Here is a 15,935-nt window from a genome sequence, read left to right on the forward strand (position 1 = left end):
CGCAAAATGCTGGAAACCAGCCCTGCGCGTGCGGCTTCGCGTGGAGCAGGCGTTTCGGGTGGAACCTGCTGCGGGACCTCGCCCGGCCCTCCCGGTTCCCGAGGCCGGACGGGTCCAAGCTTCATGTCCGGGGCCCGACCATCCGATCCGTCCATGGCCGCTCGCGACGCTCCTCCTTCCGGCCTCCGGGTCGCGGCGGCCGACCTCCTGGTGCGCGACCTCGACCGCGTCGCGGCGTTCTACCGCGACGTCCTCGGGTTCCGCCTGCACCGCCGCGCGGGCGACGTCGTCGAGCTCGGCGCGCGCGAGGTCCTCCTGCGCCTGCGGTCGGCGCCCGATGCCCGCCCGCGGGCGCGCGGCCAGGCGGGCCTCTTCCACGTCGCCTACCTCCTCCCCGGGCGGGCGGATCTCGGACGCGTCCTGGCCGCCCTCCTCCCCCGGGGCCTTCTGCACGGCGCGAGCGACCACCGCGTGAGCGAGGCCCTCTACCTCGCCGACCCGGAGGGCAACGGGATCGAACTCTACCGCGACCGCCCCCGGGAGGCGTGGCCGCGCGGCGCGGAGGGCGCGATCGCGATGGCGACGGACCCGCTGGACGTCGACGCGGTCCTCGCGGCCGGCGACGGGGCGTGGACGGGCCTCCCGGACGCGGCGACGATCGGCCACATCCACCTGAACGTGAACGACGTGCCCGCGGCGGAGCGGTTCTGGCGCGAGGCCGTCGGGCTCGACCTCATGGCGCGCTACGGCGCCGACGCGAGCTTCCTCGCCGCCGACGGCTACCATCACCATCTCGGCCTCAACGCCTGGGGCACGCGCGGCGGGCCGCCCGCGAATCCCGGCACGCTCGGCCTCGCGCGCTTCGACCTTGCGCTCCCGGGGGCGGCGCGCGACGCGCTTGTCGTGCGGCTCGGCGGCGACGCGGCGGAGGACCCGTCCGGGAACCGGTTCCGGGTCGTGCCAGGATGATTCCGTCGCGGGTCTACGAGAGCGGCTCGCGCTCGCCAGGAAGCGCGCGCCCCGCAAGGGCCTCCTCCGCCACCCGCGGGAACCCGCGCTCGCGGGCCTTCGCGCGCACGTAGTCGAGGTCGATCTCCTCCTTCATCGCGGCCGCGACCGCGAGCGCGCGCTCCCAGTCGCGCGCGTCGCGCAGATCCCACCCGCTTTCCGCGTACGCGAGGAGCGTGTCCTCGGGCCCGCGCAGGATCACGGTCTGCGTCGCCGCGAGGGGCGCCCGCATGGCGACGTCGACGCGGAACACGCGCTCCGCGCGCGGGTCGAGGCTCAGCGCCTCGCCCACGATCTCAGCCGCGTACCCGAGGCCGGGAAACGTGAGGCCGCGGCTGAGCATCGTGCGCCCGTCCGCGTCCTCGCCGAGGCGTTCGATGCCCGCGTCGAGTTCGCGCGCAAGGCGTTCCTGGAGCGCGCGCACCGTGCCCGACGACGCGCTCACCGCGAACGCGACGACGTCCACGTCGGCGCTCGCGCGCCACCGCGCGGGATACGCGGCGCTCGTGCCGGCGGCGCCCGCGGCGTAGAAGTCGACCGCCGTTCCGCCCGTCACGATCGCGAGGAGTCCGAGGCGGTCCGCGACGCGCTGGATCGCGGCGGCGAGGAGGAGCCGCGCTTCGAGGTCGTCGCGGCTCGCTTTCGCGCGCTCAAGGAACGCGCGGGCCACGTCGTCGGGCGGCAATCGTCACACCTCCCGGCGCGGCGTCGTCGAGGTCGACGTTCCACGTGACCCGCCGCGGCCCGTCCTGCGTCACTTTGCCGCGCGCTGTCCACGCGGCCCACCGCTCGCGCGCGGCGGCCGCGACGAGCCGCTGCTTCGACGCGGTGCGTCGAAGGGGGGCCCCGGTCCTCTCGAGACGCGTCCGGGCCGCCTCGCGGCGCGCTTCGAACCGCGCACGCAGCGCTTCGGGCGGCACCGCCTCGAGGAGCGCGCGCAGGAGGTCGTCGTAGGCGACGCCGCGGAGCTTGGCTTCGTCCAACCGCGCTTTCGTCGAGCGGGCGAGCGAGACTGCAGTGTTGGCCGGCGACGAGGGCATGGCTCTATTTGATACTTAAGTTATATAAATAGTGTTCGCTGCATCGATTCGTTCGGGTTTCGATCTTCAGTCATGCCTGGTAGCATGCGTTGGCGTGGGGCGAGCCGGGCTCGAACCGGCGAGACAGCGAGCGTGAGCGAGCGGCGAGGACGAATCCGCTGATTCGTCCGAGTCATGATCTTCAGTCATGCCTGGCGGCATGCGTTGGAGTGGGGCGAGCCGGGCTCGAACCGGCGACCTCATGATCTTCAGTCATGCGATCTCCCAAACTGATCTACCGCCCCAGTTGGGTGTGTTGGCGTATGCTTTGGGAAGGCGTGAACCTTCCCGATTCGCGCGTGCCGGGCTCGAACCGGCGACCCCGCGAGCCGCAGCGAGCGGCGAGCACGAATCCCTCAGGATTCGTGGGAGTCATGATCTTCAGTCATGCGATCTCCCAAACTGATCTACCGCCCCAGTTGGGTGTCCGCTTGCGGATGCCCGCGCCCGTCAAAAAGCGAGCACGTTCGCCTCCGGAAAACCCGGCGGCGTACCCCCTCAAGCTGCCGCCGGTTCATAAGCGTTTCCCGCCGCCCGCGCGGTCCCCCAGGCGCTCGGCCAACGCTTCGAGCGCGGCCCGGTTCGCGGGGAAGTGCAGGCGCGCGAGGGCCTCGTCGAGGTCCATCCACCGGAGCGTGTCGTGCTCGGGGCTCGCCCGCGCTTCGGCGTCGTCCGGAACCTCGACCGCGAAGGAGCGTTCCGTGTAGCGCCGTCCGTCGAGGCCCGTGAAGCTCTGGTCGAAACCCAGCTCGAGGACGCTCAGCGCGTCCTCGATGCCCGTCTCTTCGCGGACCTCGCGCAGCGCCGCGGCGACGGCGTCCGCGTCCGTCGCCTCCACTCGACCGGTGACCGGCTGCCACCACCCGCCGCGCGCGGCGATGCGCCTGAGGAGGAGGTAGCGCGGCGCCTTGGTGCGGTGCACGAAGGCGGCGACGGTGGGGGCGGGACTGGCGGCATGCACGGGGCGCCGAACGGACGCGCGCGCTCATGAAGTCGACGAATTCGCGGGGAAACGTTCAAGGCGGGCGGGGCGAGCTTCATGGCGAGGCATCCCCGTGCGCGTGACCCTGCCCCATCGGCTTCCACTCGTCGCCGCGCTCGTTCTTGCGGCGATGATCGCAGGCTGCGTCACGGGCGCACTCGACTACAAGTTCGACACGACGTTCGAGGCGGGGGAATCCCACTTCGAGGGCCGTGAACACCAGCGCAACTGCATCCTCGAGGCTGCGGGCGGGTCCAGCAAGCCACCGTGCGCGCCCGAGCCGACTGGGAAAGCCTATCCGGCTCAAGGTGTCCGCGTCCTTGAGAGCTTCTACGTCTCCTACGGCGCGCCGGGATCCCTCGACAACCTCGACAGCCTGAACTACGGCACGATCCTCGCGCTCGTTTCGGCCGGCAACTGGCACCGCGCGAGCAACGGAATCCTCCCCGACGTCATTTTCCCCGGGGCCGGCCATTACTACGCGGCCCTCGGATACTGGCGCGACGTGCAGGCGGACGGCATCATCCACTTCAGCGTCGACGAGCGCGACATCCCGCGGATCGACAACGAGTGGGTCCCCATCGGACCCCGCCCGCTCCACGGCTACGTCGAGCCCGGAAGCCGCCCGGCCGCAACCTCGGCCATCGCCCCCGACGAACGGACGCCGGACTTCACGTACTCGTTCGCCCGCTATTATTACGTCGCGGGCACCTCCTCGGGTTCCGAGATCGAAGGTCGACCGTTCATCACGGGCGCAAACAACGTGTTCCTCTTCCTCGACGGCTCGGTTCTTCAGGCCCTCAGGGTCACCACGGTGAGCGACGCCGTGCTTGCGCCCACGCCGGACGGTTCGCGGCCGTACACACCGCAAGCGCATTCGCTCATCGACGTGGACCGCTACGTGGCCATGGCGCCGGGCCCCGTCGAGGCGCTTTACGGGGGCATTCTCTGGCCTTTCGTCGCGCCGTTGGCGAGCCCGAGCTACGGCTCGTGCCCCAACGGCTGCGAGCTCGCGCCTTGGTTCCTGGAGAACGCCCCCGTGGACGTCGGTGACCTCGGGATCTATGGTCGCTACCCGTCCGAACTCGAGGAGGGGAGCGGTTCGACGCGCGTGGGGCTTCACGCGGTGCATCTCGAAGACTACGCGCCTTGGATCGATCTCGTGCCGCGGCAGAACCCCAAGGGGATCGAATTCGGCGGTTTCCTCGGGGCGCCGTACCTCCTCGACGCGCCCCTCCACGCGTCGTCGCGCGGCGGACTCACGATGCCGCCCGGCCACCTTGTCGCGGAGGTCTGGACCGGCGTCTGGATGGACCTCGACGGGGACGGATGGATCGGGGACGCGGACGACGCCGATCCTTATCAGGGCGGGACGCGGCCCCTCCCGCACGACTATCGCCGGCCGTACGGCGAATTCCTCGGCGCCTTCGCCTCCGGTCCCAAGCCCGCCTCCGCGCTGTACAAGGCCAGCATCACGGTCACGGCGACGCCGCTCGACCCCGTGACCGGATGGGGTCCCGCCGGGGTCTGGACGTCCTTCTTCGGCGCGCCCTATCCGATCTCGTCGGGCGGGAACCACTGCATCGAAAGCACGGAAGTCGTCGTGACGAAGCTGTGCACCTATCAAACGCACGGTCCAGTCACGTTGACGGCGTCCGCCGTGGGATCCACGGCGGGTCGCTATTACAGTCTCGGCCTGTTCCTCCCGCTCGGGTCCCCCGGGTTCTCCGTGTGCACGGAGTCGGTGCAGGTGACGTACCACCGCGACGGATCCCCGGTCACGGAAACGCTCTCGGATTGCGACGTCATCGATCCGTGGCCCTGACCGCGAGCAAGCCGCCGCAGCCTTGATCCCCCGTCCGCGCGCGAGCGGCGCGCATGCCGCCCGCGTGGGAAACGCTCGACGCGGACGCGACGCTCGCCCGGCTGGACGCCGTGGCCGGCGGCCTCAGCGCCGAGGCGGCGGCGGCGCGCCTCGCGCGGCACGGGCCGAACGCGCTTCCGCGCGCCCGCCGCGCGGGCCCCTTCTCGATCTTCGCGCGGCAGCTCGCGGGCCCGCTCGCGCTCCTCCTCGCCGCCGCCGCGGCCCTCTCGGTGTACGTCGGCGAGACGACGGACGCCTCGTTCATCGCGATCGTTCTCGCGCTGAACGCGCTCGTGGGCGGCGTGCAGGAATGGAAGGCGGAGCGCGGCGTCGAAGCGCTGCAGAAGCTCCTCCGACTCTCGGCCATCGCCGTCCGCGATCGTTCCGCCGCCGTCGTCGACGCGGAGGCGCTCGTGCCCGGCGACGTGGTCCGCATCGAGGCCGGCCAGCGCGTGCCCGCGGACCTGCGCCTGCTCGAGGCGCGCGGCCTCGAGATCGATGAATCCCTCCTCACGGGCGAATCGGCGCCCGTCGCGAAGGACGCCCGCTGGCGCGCGGCGGCTTCCACGCCGGTCTCGGATCGCCGCAACCTGGCGTTTGCGGGGACCGGCGTCGCGCGCGGGCGCGCGACCGGCGTGGTCGTCGCGACGGGCGGCGCGACCGAGGTCGGCCGCATCGCGCGCGAGGTCGGGGCCGCGTCCTCGCCGCCGCCCCCGCTCGTGCGACGCCTTGCGCGCTTCTCGGCGGCCCTCGCGTGGGCGACCGTCGTCGCGGCGGGCCTCCTCGGCCTCGTCGGCGTCGCCCAGGGGACCTCGCCCCGCGAGATGTTCCTCTTCGCGGTCGCGCTCGCGGTCGCGGTCGTGCCCGAGGGCCTTCCGGTCGCCGTCACGGTCGCCCTCGCGGTGGGGACGGCGCGCATGGCGCGGCGACGCGTCATCGTGCGCCGCCTCGCGGCCGTCGAGGGGCTGGGGTCGTGCACGCTCATCGCGACGGACAAGACGGGCACGCTCACCGAGAACGCGCTCGTCGTCCGCGAGGTCCGGCTCGCGGACGGGGCCGTCCTCGGCGTGACGGGCGAGGGATACGTCCCCGACGGGGCGATCCAGGCGCCGCCTTCGGCCGCCTCCGCCCGGACCCTCGCGCGCCTCCTGCACGCCGTGGCGCTCGCAAACGAGGCCTCGCTCGCGCCCGCCGACGGGGGTTGGCGCTCGCGCGGCGACCCCACGGACGTGGCGCTCCTTGCGCTCGCGCGGAAGGGAGGCGTGGACACGGAGGCGACGTCGGCGGGGGCGGCCTCGGCGGGCGAGATCGCGTTCGAGCCCGAACGCCGCTACGCCGCTTCGTTCCGCCGCGAAGGGGGCGGGGTCCGGGTCTACGCCAAGGGCGCGCCGGAACGGATCGTCGCGATGTGCGCGGGCGCCGAGGGCGTCGGCCGTCCCGTCGCCGCATTCCTTGCGGAAGCGGAGGCGATGGCACGGAGCGGCTATCGCGTCCTCGCGGTCGCGGACGGCGTTGCAAGCGCCGAGGCCGCGCGGGACGGCGTCGAGCCCTCGGGGCTGACTTTCCTGGGCCTCGTCGGGATGATCGACCCGCCCCGGCGAGGCACGCGCGAGGCCGTGTCCACCGCGCGCGGCGCGGGGTTGCGCGTCGTGATGATCACGGGCGACCATCCCGTGACGGCGCTCGCGATCGCGCGCGACCTCGGGCTCGCGCGCGACGAGGCCGACGTCGCAACCGGCGTCGAATGCGACGCCGTGGGCGAGGCGGGTCTCGCGGGTCTCGTCGCGACGCGCTGCGTCTTCGCGCGGGTCGCGCCGCACCACAAGCTCGCCCTCGTGGAGGCCGCCCAGCGCGCGGGTCACGCGGTCGCTGTCACCGGAGACGGCGTGAACGACGCGCCCGCCCTCCGCGCGGCCGACCTCGGCGTCGCGATGGGGAAGGGCGGGACCGACGTCGCCCGCGAGTCGGCGGACCTCGTCATCGCGGACGACGATTTCGCGAGCATCGTCGCCGGCATCGAGGAGGGCCGCATCGCGAACGACAACATCCGGAAGGTCGTGTTCCTCCTCGTCTCGACCGGCGCGGCCGAGGTCGCGCTCGTGGCCCTCGCGCTCCTTGCGGGACTCCCGCTCGCGCTCCTTCCCGCCCAGCTCCTCTGGCTCAATCTCGTGACGAACGGCCTCCAGGACAAGGCGCTTGCGGCCGAGCCCGGCGAAGGCGACGTCCTCGCGCGCCAGGCGAAGAAACCGCCGAATCCCATCTTCGACCGCGTGATGATCGAGCGCGTGCTCGCGACCGGCCTCGCGATGGGGGTCGTGGCCTTTGCGGTTTTCGCGGCCGCCCTCTCGAGGGGGTTCGACGAGGCGGGCGCCCGCAACCTGACGCTCCTCCTCATGGTGATCTTCGAGAACCTCCAGATCGGCAACGCGCGTTCCGAAACGAAGAGCGCGTTCGCCCTCTCGCCGTTCCGCAATCCGTTCCTGCTCGCGACGGCCATCGGCGCCCAGCTCCTCCACCTCGCCGCGATGCAGATCCCGATCACGCAGGACGTACTCGAGGTCGCGCCCGTCGATGCCGCCACGTGGCTCGCGCTCTTTGTTGCCGGACAATCGGTCGTGGTGGTCTCCGAGGTCCAGAAGGTCTTCCTCCGCCGCCGCGTCGCGCGCGCCAAACAACAAGGGTTTTCCCCCGAAGCGCCCGTGGCGCCGCCATGAGCCTCTACCAGTGGGTGCCCCGCTCCGGCAAGGTGAGCGCCCACGAGACGGCCCGCGCCGCCCGGCGGCACGTCGTCTTCTGGGGCGGCGCGGCCTTCGCGCTCCTTGCGTGGGCCGCAAGCCCCTTCGCCCCCCTCGGGGCCTCGCTCGGGCTCCTCGGCCTGGGGGCCTTCCTCGCGCTCCTCGCCGTCGCCCCCCGGGCGCGACGCGAGCCCGGCGCGCCCCGCTTCCTCCTCGACGCGGGTCTTGCCGTCGTCGCGGTCGGCCTCGCGCTCCTCGCTGGGGCCATGCTCGCCGCGGCTGCGCCAGGCTTCGTTCCGCGGGGCGCGCCCGCGGTCGCTGCGGCGGCCCTCGCGGCCCTCGCGCTCCTCGTCGTCGCGGGCGTCGCCTCGCGCGCGCTCGCGCTCGGCCTCGACGTGGGCGGCGCTTCCCCTCGGGCCGTGCCTTTCCTCGCCGCCCTCGTCGCCCGCGACCCGCGCGACCTCCTCGCGCCGCCGCGCCTCGGCGGATCCGCCGTCGTGCCCGGAGCCGTCTCGGCCGCCTTCGAGGCCGCCGCCGATTTCGCCCTCGTGGTCGTCGACGGCGCGCTCGCGCCGTTTGCGCGTCTCGCCGCGCGCCTCGCGGGGCGCGACCGCGAGCGCCTCCACGCGGCGGGCGACCTCGGCGCGGTCGCGCGCGCCCTCGAAGGCGCGGGCCTCCGCGCGCGCGTCGAGGGACGGGTCCTCGTCGTCGCGATGGGCGGCGGCGACGAGCCCTCGCGCGAGGTGTTCGCGCGCACCCGGCGCCTCCTGTTCCCCCGCGTCGAAGCCGATGCGCTCCTCGATCTCTCGGGCCCGCCGCGCGACGTCATCGCCGTCCGGCGCGCGCTCGAGAGCCTCGCCGCGTTCGACCTCGCGTTCGCGTGGTCGCGCGAGGCGCGGCGGCTCGAATCCCGGCTGAACGCCCTCGCGCGCGCCTCGCTCGAAGCCTCCACGATGGAGGACCGCGCGACGCTCCTCGACGAGGCTGAGCGGCTCGAAGCCTCGGCGCGCGCGCGGTCGCTCGCGGAGGACGAGTGGTCGCTCCTTGCGGGGTGGAAGGGCGCGGGCCTGCGCGCCGCGCTCGCCGAGCGCATGGCGCGCGACCCGCTCGGGGGCGCAACGCCGGGCCTCCAGGTTGCGCCGGGCGCGGTGCTCCCGGCGAACCTCGGCGCCGTCGTCGAGACGGGCGGCCTCGCGGCGCTCGGGCGCCTCGTGTACGTTCCCTACTTCGTCGTCCCCGTCGCGACGCCCGCGGGCGAGCTGGACGTCGCGGTGAACGCCTTCACGGGATTCGACCCCGCCGACTCGGAGGCGGTCCTCGCGCGCTTCGACGCGGAAGGGGCGAGTCACCTGGTCGAGAGCGAGCGTCGTCCCACGTTCATCCAGCTCAAGTCGCGCGCGCCGGGCGCGAAGTCCACCTCGGAGGCGCTCGCCGCGGCCTTCGGGGGGAAGCCGTCGCGCTACGCGCCGCTTACCCACGCGGCGACGGTGCTGAACGTCCCGTTCGTGGAGATGCCGGGCGGGGTCTTCGCAAGCGCGGTGACGGGCGCGACGCACGAGACCCTCGCCGCGAGGCTGCCCTCGACGCTCCCCCCGGGCGTCCTCGTCGAGTGATCAGCCATCGAGGAGGCGCTTCACGCGCTCGGCGACGAGCTTCGAGAGCGTCTCGCCCGGAACGCGTCCGCGGAATTTCGCCATGAGGGGACCCATGAGCGCGGAGGCCGCGCCCGGGCCGCGCTCGCGGATGAAGGCCGCGCGCTCGGCGACGAGGGCGTCGACGGCGGCCTCGACCTCGCCCATGTCGGCCGCGCCGAGCCCGAGCGACTCGGCGGCCTTCCTCGGCGGCAGGCCGTCCTTTGCGGCCTTCATGAGGACCGGCGCGAGCGCCTCCTTCGCGAAGGCGCCTTCCTTGAGCAGCGCGAACGTCTCCTCGAGGGTCGCATCCGCGATCCGATCGCGCGGAATCCCTTCGCGCTCGAGCTCGGGGAGCGTATGGAGGAGGACGCGGGCGGCTTCGCGCGGTAGGCCCGACGTCGAGGCGAGGCGCTCGAAGAGCGGCGCATCCTCGCCTCGCGCGAGCGCGCGGGCCTCCTCCGCGCCGAGGCCGTACTGCTTCGCGAAGCGCTTCTCCTTCGCGGGCCAGAGCTCGGGAAGCGCCGCGCCGATGCGCGCCCGCTTGTCGCTCGTCACGCGCTGCGGCGGGACGTCCGTCTCGGGATACATGCGCGCCCCGCCGGGAAGCGGCCTCAGGTAGCGCGACGATCCGTCGTCGGCCACCTCCCTCGTCTCCTCGGGAACGCCGTCGAACGCGAGGCGTGCCCGGTCCGCCGCGGCTTCGAGGGCGCGCGCCGCGACGTCGGCCCTCTCGGCGACGAGGACGAACGCGTCCGCCGGCCCGAGGGCGAGGGCGGCGCGCACGGCGTCGACTTCCGCCTGCGTGACGCCGTACGCGGGAAGCTCGTCCGAGTGGAAGAGTCCCTTCACGCCGGCCCGGGCGCGCGCGTAGTCGGCGAGCTCCTTCCCGAGCCGAGGCTTCGGCGTCGTCTCGGCCGGGTCTTTCCGACCGAGGAGGCCCGCGAAGCCGTAGAGCGCCCGCGCCGCGACGCAGCCGCCCGCGTCGATCGTCCTGCGTACGGTCTTCGCCGAGGTCGAGGAGAAGGCGGGGGTCACGTCCACGTCCGCGTCCGCGACCCGGGCCTCCGCCGCGCGGAGCTTCGCGGGAAGTCCCGCGAGGAGGGCCTGGCGTCGCGCCTCGTATTCGATCGCGACGGGGATGATCCTGAGATCCTGCACGCCCTTGACCTCCACGCGCGCGCCGCCGCGGATGGAGACGTTCAGATCCTGCCGGATCGTGCCGAGGCCGCGCTTCACGCGGCCCGTCGCCCGGAGGACCATGCCGAGGGCTTCCGCGGTCTCCCGCGCGTGCTCCGGAGTGCGGATGTCCGGGAGCGTCGCGATCTCGACGAGCGGGATGCCGAGGCGGTCGAGCCGGTAGCGCACGAGGCCATCGGCCGGATCGAGCTTGCGCGCGGAATCTTCCTCGAGACAAAGCGACTGGATGCCGACCCTCCCGTGCGGGGTTTCGACCGCGCCGCCCGCGGCGACGAGGCTCGTGCGCTGGAAGCCGGACGTGTTGCTCCCGTCGATCACGATCTTCCGCATCGTGTGGATCTCGTCGAGCGGCGTCATCCCGAGCAGGGTCGCGATGGTGAGCCCGACGTCGAGCGCCTCGGGGTTCATCGGGTGGGGCGGCTCCTCGTCGAGCTCCACGAGGCAGCTCGTCTCGCGCGAGGCGACGTACTGGAAGACGAGGTTCTTGCGAGCCTCCTCGAGCGCAGCGCGGTCGACCTCGCCGAGCTCGCTTTCCGTCGGCTTGAGGCGGCGCACGAACGTCTCGGTCGTCGCCTCGTCGAGCTGCGAGGCGCAGCGGCAGAAGAGCTTCGCCGTGTCGAGCTGCTGGTGGATCTCAAGTCCCACGACGAGGCCGATTACGTCGAGGTCCGACGTCACGCGCCCCGCGAGGGCGTTTCCGGAAAAGAAGGCTTCGCCCCGGAGGGCGGGCCGGCGCCGCGCAGGCGCCGGCCGGAGACACGTTCAGCTTCGGCCGCCGCCGACGCCGCCACCGACGCCGCCGCCGCCGGTCTGGCCCGAGCGGAACTCGGGGACGTTGTTCTGGATCTCCCGGAGGAGGTCGTCCCGGGACTCGAACCGGTCCTTGGGGACGCGGTTGATGACGTCCTTGAGCGACATGTTGCGGTTCCCGAGCTTGATCTCCCGCGTGCCGACCTTCGTCACGATGTCGTTCTTCGTCGCGGGGAAGTTCACATTCTCCAGCTCGCGGCGGATCTCGGTGACTCCCGTTCCGCCCGTCGTACCCTTTCCGACTCTGGATTCTTCCATGGGGTTTCCCTTCGTGATGTTTCCCGGTCGCACGCCGGGAACACCGTGTCCGTCTCCGGGGGGTAAGGGATTTGTCGAACGACCTCCGAACGGCCATGAAGGACCCGGGTCACGTCGAGGAGGGCGCACGTATCGTGCGTCAAGCCCATCAGGCGGGCAAGCCCCCTTCCGGGTCGTGTGCTCGATCGGGGGGGTGTACCGCAGCGGATCCGTCGAGCCCGCGGACGCGACCGCGATCGAGGCGATCATGCAGTCGATGGCCGCGCGCGGCCCCGACCATGCGGCCGTCCGCCGCTTCGGCCCCGTCATCCTCGGGCACGGTCGTCTCGCGATCCGCGGTCTCACATCCCCGGCGGCGCTGCAGCCGATGGAGACCCCGGACGGCCGTCACGCGCTCGTCTTCAACGGCGAGATCTACAACCACGCGGAGATCGCCGATATCCTCGGGTTCAAACCGCGCTCCGGGAGCGACACCGAAGTCCTCCTCGAGCTTCTCGCGCGCCGAGGCGTCCAAGGTCTCGCGCTCGTCGAGGGTGACTTCGCGCTTGCGCATCTCGACCGCTCGACGGGCGAGCTGATCCTTGCGAGGGACCTTTTCGGCGTGAAGCCGCTGTGCTACGTGGAAACGGACGGCGGGTTCTGGTTCGCGAGCGTTCCGCAGGCCCTCCTTTCGCCCGCCGGCCCCGCGCTCCGCGTCGCGGACGAGGCGGCCGTGGCGGCGTTCCTCGTCGAAGGTCTCGCGGAGCTCCCGGGCCGCACGTTCTTCCGGGACGTCAAGAGCGTCCTTCCCGGCCACGCGCTCGTCGTGCGCGACGGGCGCGTCGTGCGCGCGGAGCGCTACGCGCCTTGTCCCGTCGAGGGTCCCGCGCGGATGCCGCTCGAGGCGGCGCTCGCGAAAAGCGTGGCGCTGCGGCTCGAAGCGGACGTCCCGGTCGGGGCCTCGCTTTCGGGCGGGCTCGATTCCGCCTTCGTGGTCGCGACCGCAACTCGGGGCCGCGCAGGGCTTCCGACCTTCACGGCGCTCATGCCGGACGGAGCGCCCGACGAATCGGGGCTCGCCGCGCTCACCGCGGCCGCATCCCGCGCCTCTCCGACCTGGGTGTACGTCGGGCCTCCGTCCCCCGATGAGCTGCGGGCGCTCGTGCGCGACCAGGGGGCTCCGTTCTCGACGCTGAGCGTGCACGCCCAGAGGCGCGTCGCAGCGGCCGCCCGGGCCGCGGGCGCCAAGGTCCTTCTCGACGGCCAAGGGGCGGACGAGGTCTTCGCGGGGTACCCGCACTACCGGGCGGCGCGCCTCGCGACGCTGCTTGCCCGAGGCCGTCTCGCGCGGTTTGCCCGCGAGGCGCGGGCGTGCGGCCTCGCGTCGACCGCGGAAGCCTTCTATCTCATCCTCCCGCGCCCGGTGCGCGATGCCGTCCGACGCGTCGCGCACCGGCGCGCGCGGAAGCGGCTCGACCCGGGGCTCGCAGCGCGTCACCCCCTCCCCCGCGCGCCCGGGCTCCGGGGGTCGAGCCTCCTCAAGGCCGTGCTCGCCGACGGGCTTCGGCGATCGAGCCTCCCGTCGCTTCTGCGGTTCGCGGATCGCAACACGATGGCGGAAGGGGTCGAGGGCCGCTATCCCTTCCTCGACCGCGACGTCGTGGCGGCCGCGTTCGCCCTCGAGGACGAACGCCTCGTCTCCGACAACTGGACGAAGCGCGCGCTCCGGGAGGCGGCCGCGGGGCTCGTCCCCGACGCGATCCGGTCGGCGCGCGCCAAGGTCGACTTCCGCACGCCGGACGAGGCGTGGTTCGCGGGACCCCTCGCGAGATTGTTCGAGGAGCACCTGGGGGACGGCCGACTCGAGGAACGCGGATGGCTGGCGCCCGGCGAGGGCGCGCGTCTTCTCGCGGACCACGCCCGCGGCCGCGACAAGGGCATGGCCCGCCGGGCCTTCTTCCTCGAGGCCTGGGCGCGCGTCCACCTCGACGCACCCCAAGCGAGGATCGAACCCGGCGCGCTCCGGGCGCGCTCCGAATGACTTAGGATGAGCGTCGCGCTTATCGTCGCGTGGAGTGGTCCTCCGTCGCCCCCGGCGCCTTCGTCGTCCTCGACGTCGTGTCGCTCGCGCTCGCGGGGGCCGTGGCCCTCTTCTTCTGGCGGACCCACCGGCTCGTTCCCGACGCCGGCTACGCGGTCCTCGCGAGCGCCTTCGCGGTCCTGGGTCTGAGTTACCTCACGATCGGCGCCTCCGAGTTCGATCTCATCGACCCCGGCGCCGCGATCGTGGACGCGGCCCGCGTCGGAGGTCAATTCCTCGGCGTGGCCCTCATCTTCCTGAATTACGCCTCGCGGTTCTTCAACCTCGATCGACGATTCCTCACGGTCGCCTCGCGGGCGCTTGCCGCCGTCGCGGTCGTGTATCTCGTCATCTACGTCGCGCCCCCCGCATTCGAGCTGCCCGATCCGCGATCCTACCTCGGGACGCTCCGTTTCCTCGAGTTCATGCTCCTCGCCGCCGCCGCCGGTCTCGTCGCCGTGGGCGTGTCAGGCCGACGCTTCGCCGACTTCGCGGTTCCCGCGGCCTTCCTGCTCCTCGCCGTGAGCAAGTACACGTGGGCGATGATCGCGTGGTTCGGCGTCGACGACGCCGTTCCGCTTCCCTATCTGTGGCGCCTCGCGGCGCTCGGCATCCTTCTCGTCGTCGTGGCGCGCGCGGGGGGCGGTCCTCGTGCCGAGGCGTGAGCGACAGACCCTGATCGGCGTCGTGCTCGCCGAGCTTTCGAGGGCCGCGGGCGACCGCGACGCCTCCGTCACGCAGGTGGCGGCCCGATGCAACATGCCCTACGACCGTTTCAAGGAGCTTCTCGAAGACCTCCGCGGCAAGGGGCTCATCCACGGCGACGACCCGTTCCGTCTGACGCCGGAGGGGCGCAAGCTCCTCGAGGCCTACCGCGCATGGCGGGAAGCCCTCCGGCTCTTCGGCATGTCGCCGGACGACGCGGATCGCCGCGGCTAGGGCGCGAGGGGCTCGAAGGCGTCGACGGGCGTCCGCTCGTCGAGCTCGCCGACGACGTTCTCGCGCATGAGCCGACGGACCTCGGAGGGATCCTTCGTGCGGCCGAGGACCCACATGAGCTTGATGTAGGCCGTCTCGGCGAGCATGTCCTCCGCCGGGATGACGCCCGCCTCCAGGAGGTCGCGCCCGGTGGAATACACGTTCATGTTGACGCGCCCGTTGAGGCACTGCGTCGCCATCACCACGAACGACGGACCGGCTTCGCGTCCGTCGTAGCGCAGGCGCGGCGAGCCGTCCGCGTGGCGGCCCGTCGAGATGGCGCGCACCATGTCGAGGTTGCGGCGCGCGACGTGGCCGAGCCCCGTGCCCACGAGGACGACGCCCTTCAAGACGACCTTCTCGAGGTGATCGGGCCAGAGGCCCGGGTAGCTCTGGATGATCGAAACCTCCTCGTCGAGGCGGTCGTCGAGGACGGCGGGCCCGGGCTTCGCGCGCCGGTAGGGCTCCGTGAGCGAGACCTTTCCGCCCTCGACGCGGCCGAGGGGACGGGCGTTGATCGAGACGAACGCGTCGCGGCGGGAGCTGTGCATCTTGCGCACGCGCGTTCCGCGGTGGACGAGACAGTGGTTGTCGCCCGTCTCGCCGTGCATCACCACGACGACCTCGCCGAGGTCGCTTTGCGCCGCGACGGCCACGGCGGCGTGGAGGTTCATGCCCGCGTCGCTCGACGGCCGGTCGCTCGAGCGCTGGGCGCCGACGAGCACGACCGGGCCGGGAAGGCCGTCCTTGAAGAAGAACGCGAGCGCGGCGGCCGTGTAGGACATCGTGTCCGTTCCGTGCGTCACGACGACGCCGCGCGCGCCCGCGTCGAACTCGCGCTTGACCTCCCTCGCGAGGGTCTGCCAGTGCTCCGGTTGGAGATCCTCGCTGAACATCGAGAAGACGATGCGCGGACGCACGTTCGCGAGGGCGTAGAGCTCGGGCACGGCGGCCGCGAGCTCCGCGGGCGTCGCGACGGGGTGGACCGCGCCCGTGCGGTAATCGACGAAGGACGCGATGGTGCCCCCCGTCGCGAGGATCGCGACCGGCGGAAGGCCGTCCTTCGAGGGCGTGGCGCGCGGCTTCGCGACGCGGGGATCGGCCTTCTTCGCGAGCGCGAGCTTCGATCCGGGACCCATGGCGAGCCCGACGTTGTATCCGCTCTTCAGCTTGAGAACGAGGATGTCGGGGCCGCTTGCGACGGTCCGTTCCATGACGACGCCCCGCTCGGTGCGGCCGTCCGGCACGGTCGCATCCACCGTGTCGCCCACCGCCGCGTTCGCGCCGTCGAGGAGCCTGCGCACGACGCCCTCGTACTCCGTCATGACGCG

13 protein-coding genes and 1 tRNA gene are annotated in these 15,935 nt (G+C 72.6%); 7 read left to right on the forward strand and 7 right to left on the reverse strand.

Going from position 1 to position 15,935, the window contains the following annotated elements; all coding sequences use genetic code 11:
• Positions 1-153: 153 nt before the first annotated feature.
• Positions 154-969 (forward strand): VOC family protein, encoded by an 816-nt coding sequence (locus tag VM889_02265; GenBank protein HVL47362.1) that lies wholly within the window; start codon positions 154-156, stop codon positions 967-969.
• Between the two features lie 13 nt (positions 970-982).
• On the opposite strand, the gene VM889_02270 is transcribed toward VM889_02265, so the two are convergent.
• The 4 genes from VM889_02270 to VM889_02285 form a co-directional block, all read right to left on the reverse strand.
• Positions 983-1,693, reverse strand: a complete 711-nt coding sequence (locus tag VM889_02270; protein HVL47363.1) for a hypothetical protein — start codon at positions 1,691-1,693, stop codon at positions 983-985.
• Positions 1,659-2,048, reverse strand: a complete 390-nt coding sequence (locus VM889_02275) for a hypothetical protein (protein HVL47364.1) — start codon at positions 2,046-2,048, stop codon at positions 1,659-1,661. Before VM889_02275 ends, VM889_02270 begins: the two co-directional genes overlap by 35 nt.
• A 210-nt stretch (positions 2,049-2,258) precedes the next feature.
• Positions 2,259-2,332 (reverse strand) — tRNA-Phe (locus VM889_02280).
• Positions 2,333-2,601: 269 nt separating this feature from the next.
• Positions 2,602-3,048, reverse strand: a complete 447-nt coding sequence (locus VM889_02285; GenBank protein HVL47365.1) for an NUDIX domain-containing protein — start codon at positions 3,046-3,048, stop codon at positions 2,602-2,604.
• Between the two features lie 94 nt (positions 3,049-3,142).
• Here VM889_02285 and VM889_02290 point away from each other — a divergent pair, with 94 nt between their 5' ends.
• The 3 genes from VM889_02290 to VM889_02300 are packed head-to-tail and all read left to right on the forward strand — an operon-like array spanning position 3,143 to position 9,281.
• Complete coding sequence (locus VM889_02290) at positions 3,143-4,894, forward strand: hypothetical protein (protein HVL47366.1); 1,752 nt, start codon at positions 3,143-3,145, stop codon at positions 4,892-4,894.
• 53 nt (positions 4,895-4,947) lie between these two features.
• The gene (locus VM889_02295; GenBank protein HVL47367.1) at positions 4,948-7,647 is read left to right on the forward strand and encodes an HAD-IC family P-type ATPase; all 2,700 of its coding nucleotides are present in this window, start codon (positions 4,948-4,950) and stop codon (positions 7,645-7,647) included.
• A complete protein-coding gene (locus VM889_02300; GenBank protein ID HVL47368.1) occupies positions 7,644-9,281 on the forward strand; it encodes a hypothetical protein in 1,638 nt (545 codons plus the stop codon). The genes VM889_02295 and VM889_02300 overlap by 4 nt, the downstream gene beginning before the upstream one ends.
• Here VM889_02300 and gatE read toward each other — a convergent pair whose 3' ends face one another.
• Together gatE and VM889_02310 are read right to left on the reverse strand one after the other, a co-directional pair.
• Positions 9,282-11,177 carry a Glu-tRNA(Gln) amidotransferase subunit GatE gene (gene gatE / locus VM889_02305; GenBank protein HVL47369.1) on the reverse strand — a complete coding sequence of 632 codons (1,896 nt, stop codon included), beginning with the start codon at positions 11,175-11,177 and terminating at the stop codon, positions 9,282-9,284.
• Between the two features lie 84 nt (positions 11,178-11,261).
• Entirely contained in the window at positions 11,262-11,567 is a 306-nt protein-coding gene (locus tag VM889_02310) for a hypothetical protein (protein ID HVL47370.1), read from the reverse strand.
• Between the two features lie 16 nt (positions 11,568-11,583).
• Between VM889_02310 and asnB the strand changes: the two genes are divergently transcribed.
• The 3 genes from asnB to VM889_02325 are packed head-to-tail and all read left to right on the forward strand — an operon-like array spanning position 11,584 to position 14,565.
• Positions 11,584-13,587, forward strand: coding sequence for an asparagine synthase (glutamine-hydrolyzing) (gene asnB / locus VM889_02315; protein HVL47371.1), 2,004 nt, complete (start codon positions 11,584-11,586; stop codon positions 13,585-13,587).
• A 29-nt stretch (positions 13,588-13,616) separates the two neighbouring features.
• Positions 13,617-14,291, forward strand: a complete 675-nt coding sequence (locus VM889_02320; GenBank protein HVL47372.1) for a hypothetical protein — start codon at positions 13,617-13,619, stop codon at positions 14,289-14,291.
• On the forward strand, positions 14,278-14,565 hold the full coding sequence (locus VM889_02325) for a winged helix-turn-helix domain-containing protein (protein ID HVL47373.1): 288 nt from the start codon (positions 14,278-14,280) through the stop codon (positions 14,563-14,565). Before VM889_02320 ends, VM889_02325 begins: the two co-directional genes overlap by 14 nt.
• Here the strand turns inward: VM889_02325 and gatD are convergent.
• The gene (gatD, locus tag VM889_02330; protein ID HVL47374.1) at positions 14,562-15,929 is read right to left on the reverse strand and encodes a Glu-tRNA(Gln) amidotransferase subunit GatD; all 1,368 of its coding nucleotides are present in this window, start codon (positions 15,927-15,929) and stop codon (positions 14,562-14,564) included. The genes VM889_02325 and gatD overlap by 4 nt on opposite strands.
• Positions 15,930-15,935: the final 6 nt, after the last annotated feature.

Source organism: Candidatus Thermoplasmatota archaeon (assembly GCA_035540375.1).
Classification (GTDB): Archaea; Thermoplasmatota; SW-10-69-26; order JACQPN01; family JAJPHT01; genus DATLGO01.